The organism is Mesorhizobium sp. M7D.F.Ca.US.004.01.2.1, assembly GCF_003997785.1.
Classification (GTDB): Bacteria; Pseudomonadota; Alphaproteobacteria; order Rhizobiales; family Rhizobiaceae; genus Mesorhizobium; species Mesorhizobium loti.
On the sequence record NZ_RZRQ01000488.1, the window covers coordinates 1 to 3,266 of the forward strand.

Sequence of the window (3,266 nt, forward strand, 5' to 3'; positions counted from 1 at the left end):
ATGACGAAGTCGGGTTCGCGGTCGAAGATCGCCATGATGCCTTGCGCAACCGCCTTGACCACCGGCGCGTCGCGCTCGGTCATCAGCGGCAGCACTTCCATCAGGTCGCGGATTTCATAGTCGAATTTTGTCCGCTCGCGCTTCAACCGGTCGAGAATGCCGATGACTTCGCCTTTGACGGTGTCGAGATCTTCCTCGAGCAGGAAGCGGCGGTCGATGGTCAGCCGGCAGGAATCGGGCACGTTGGGCGAGGGCAAGCCGGGCCGGAAGTCCTCGGTCTGGCCGCCATGGATCGAATTGATGTTCATGGTCGAGCGTTTTGCTCCTTCGGGCACGACCGGCATGCGCGTCATCTTGCGGTCGAGCGCGGGGAACAGCTCGTCCTCGAATGCCCTGAGCACTGCACCCATATGGCGCACCGCATTGTCACCGAGAAACGGCATCGAGCCATGCGCGATCTCGCCCTTGGTCTCGATCTCCGCCCACCAGACGCCACGATGACCGAGGCAGATGCGGTCCTTGTTCAGCGGCTCGGGAATGATGACGTGGTCGACCCTGGGTTTTGAGAAATAACCGAGCCTTGCCAGATGGGCGACGCCGCCGAAGCCGCCGGACTCCTCGTCGACGGTGCCGGATATTTCGATGGCGCCGGGAAAGTCGGGGAAGACCTGCAGGAAGGCTTCGGCGGCGATGATCGAGGCGGCAAGGCCGCCTTTCATATCACAGGCACCGCGGCCATAGACCTTGCCGTCCCTGACGATGCCGGCAAAGGGATCGACGGTCCAGCCGTCACCGGCTTCGACCACGTCGATATGCGAGTTGAAGTGGACGCAGGCGCCGGGCGACCTGCCGTTGAAACGGGCAACGACATTGACGCGCGGGTAGCGGTCGGTGTCGCCGGGGGTGCCTTCGGCGCGGATGAATTCGGTCTCGAAACCGCTCTTCTTCAGCCGCGCGCCGAGATATTCGGCGCATGGCCGGTAGGCCTCGCCGGGTGGATTGATGGTCGGAAAACGGATCAGCTCGGCGGTCAGCGCGACGACCTCGTCGCGCCTGTCATCGATTGCCTGGAGGAGTCGCTCGTTCATGCACGGAGTTGAGCGGCGATATCAGCGATTTTGCAAGCCCACCGGTGATCAAGCCCGTGCGGCGTGTCGTTGCGGCAACTATCGCGGGAAATCGTTCAAATTCGCTGCTTTGGATTGGCGAATTGGTCAAGGAGTGTGTGTTACCTCATTCACCTGCCATTAAAAAGATGAAAAACAACGTGATGGCAGGCAAGTAAGGGGCAATCAAAGGGGTTTGATCGCATGAAAAAGACAGTTCTCATGGCGGCGGTGTTTGTCGCGATGCTGTTCGGTGCTTCGGGGCAGGGCTGGGCAGCCAGCCTCGTTGCAAACATAGACGTGTCGTCGCAGACGATGACGGTCAGATATGGCCTGTCGGTTTACCGGTGGAGTGTCTCCACCGCGCGTTCCGGCTATTTCACGCCGCGCGGTACCTATCGGCCGCAGCGCACGGCCCGGATGTGGTATTCGCGCAAATATCATATGTCGCCGATGCCCTATTCCGTGTTCTTCCATGGCGGCTATGCCATCCACGGAACCGGCGCCGTCAGGCAGCTCGGCCGCCCGGCGTCGCATGGTTGCGTGCGGCTGCACACGGCCAATGCCGCAACCTTCTATTCGATGGTGCGGGAAGTGGGGTTCGGCAACACGCGGATTGTCGTCACCAACTAGAGCTCCGACCGGCTGTTGATCCCACCGCGGTTTTGCGGTGGGATCGATTGCAATTGCCTGTATCTCGGGCGCTTTGCCTGAAAAATGTTGCAGGAATAGCGCATTGGCTTGGGAAACGGTGTCGTTGCGTCACTTGGGCCCGGCGAATGGTTTCTGCCAAAACGCGATTATGTTAACTTTCAAGCAGATAACTTGCGAGGGGCTTTGATGTACAGACTTCTTCTTGGGGCGGCGATTGCCGTCACCGCTACTTCGGCCATCGCCGCCGATGCGGTTGAGCCAATTGTCATGGATCAGGAACTCGCACAGCCGCATATTTCCGGCTATGTCGAAGCTTATCTTGGCGGATTGTATCTGTCGGCAGATGGTGGACATCTCTCGGCGACGACAGCAGGCGGTGCCGGTCGGGTCAATTTCCCGATCGACGCGCGCTGGAACATCCAAACCGACGCGAGCATCGATTCGCTTTGGGTCGAGGGCAGCAACATTTATGGCTATGGCGGCGCCATCCACGGCTACTGGCGCGACCCGAGCAGTTATGCGCTTGGCGGATTTGCGACGTTCACGCGCTACGGCGGGGACATTGGCGGCCCGAAGATCTACAATTTCACAGTCGGTCCCGAAGCCCAGGCCTATTTCGGCAACGTGACCGTCTATGGCCAGATTTACTATGGTCAATTGCGGGCCAATGGAGAGTCGGAGCATCTGGACAACTGGGGAGGCCGCGCCGTGGTGCGCTATTTCGCCCAGGACAATCTTCGCTTCGACGGCGAGCTTGGCTATTCTACGATTTCTTTTAGTGGCGAACACGTGAATACCGTCACCGCGGCGCTGCAGGCCAACTACCGGTTCTCCGGCACGCCGTTCTCGGTGTTTGGACGCTATCAGCTGGATCACGTGTCGGTTGCGAGCACCGATCTGAACATCCACAAATACCTGATCGGCCTGCGGGCGAGTTTCGGTTCGAACACCCTGCTCGAGGAAGACCGCAATGGCGCCACGATGGACACCTACCGGCCCAATTTTATCCTGCCGTTGCCGCTTCTATAGCCTTGGCGGGCCTTTCCTGGTCTGACAGAAAAATCGATTGCAAAAGCCGCGAGGCGCGTCCTTGCGGCTTTTGCGCACAATCAGCCCCGTGAGGCGGTGGGCCGCTGCCTGCCTGGCAACGAGCGGGATACGACTGTCCCTTGCCGCGCACCGGCAGCATTACAAAGCAGTTCGAATTTTCGTTACCGTGCTTGGACTTCGGTGTGGGACTTTCTGCCGGTAGCGACAGCACTCGGCGAAGGTTTTGTCTGTTCCAAGGCGCTGGTTATTGATGGCCCATCAATAGCGGGCAGTGATCAAATCAGCGCTCGCCGAGGAACGAACTCAAGCGCTGGCGATGGGCGCCTTTGCCTGATGGGGCCGCTTTCTCCGCCCACCGCCGATCTCCCACCTTTTGTGGAACCACATCCACTGGCCGGGATCTTCGCGTACCCAGCGTTCGACCACATCGTTGAGACGCTGGGTGGTGGCGTGGAC

At 59.9% G+C, this 3,266-nt stretch carries 4 protein-coding genes and 1 pseudogene; 3 read left to right on the forward strand and 2 right to left on the reverse strand.

Going from position 1 to position 3,266, the window contains the following annotated elements:
- On the reverse strand, positions 1-1,088 hold a 1,088-nt coding region (locus tag EN993_RS33465), incomplete at its 3' end, for an acetylornithine deacetylase/succinyl-diaminopimelate desuccinylase family protein (protein WP_127266018.1).
- 8 nt (positions 1,089-1,096) lie between these two features.
- Between EN993_RS33465 and EN993_RS33470 the strand changes: the two genes are divergently transcribed.
- The 3 genes from EN993_RS33470 (at position 1,097) to EN993_RS33480 (ending at position 2,789) form a co-directional block, all read left to right on the forward strand.
- The gene (locus EN993_RS33470) at positions 1,097-1,285 is read left to right on the forward strand and encodes a hypothetical protein (RefSeq protein WP_127266019.1); all 189 of its coding nucleotides are present in this window, start codon (positions 1,097-1,099) and stop codon (positions 1,283-1,285) included.
- Between the two features lie 25 nt (positions 1,286-1,310).
- Complete coding sequence (locus tag EN993_RS33475) at positions 1,311-1,739, forward strand: L,D-transpeptidase (protein ID WP_109668687.1); 429 nt, start codon at positions 1,311-1,313, stop codon at positions 1,737-1,739.
- Positions 1,740-1,946: 207 nt separating this feature from the next.
- On the forward strand, positions 1,947-2,789 hold the full coding sequence (locus EN993_RS33480; protein WP_127266020.1) for a hypothetical protein: 843 nt from the start codon (positions 1,947-1,949) through the stop codon (positions 2,787-2,789).
- A gap of 324 nt (positions 2,790-3,113) precedes the next feature.
- Here the strand turns inward: EN993_RS33480 and EN993_RS33485 are convergent.
- Positions 3,114-3,266, reverse strand: a pseudogene (locus EN993_RS33485) (lipid A biosynthesis lauroyl acyltransferase); the annotation flags it as partial.

What these genes read in the sequence shown, in the direction of transcription:
- EN993_RS33475 (WP_109668687.1), top strand. Translation starts at nt 1,311, where the DNA reads ATGAAAAAGACAGTTCTCATGGCGGCGGTGTTTGTCGCGATGCTGTTC.
- EN993_RS33480 (WP_127266020.1), top strand. Translation starts at nt 1,947, where the DNA reads ATGTACAGACTTCTTCTTGGGGCGGCGATTGCCGTCACCGCTACTTCG.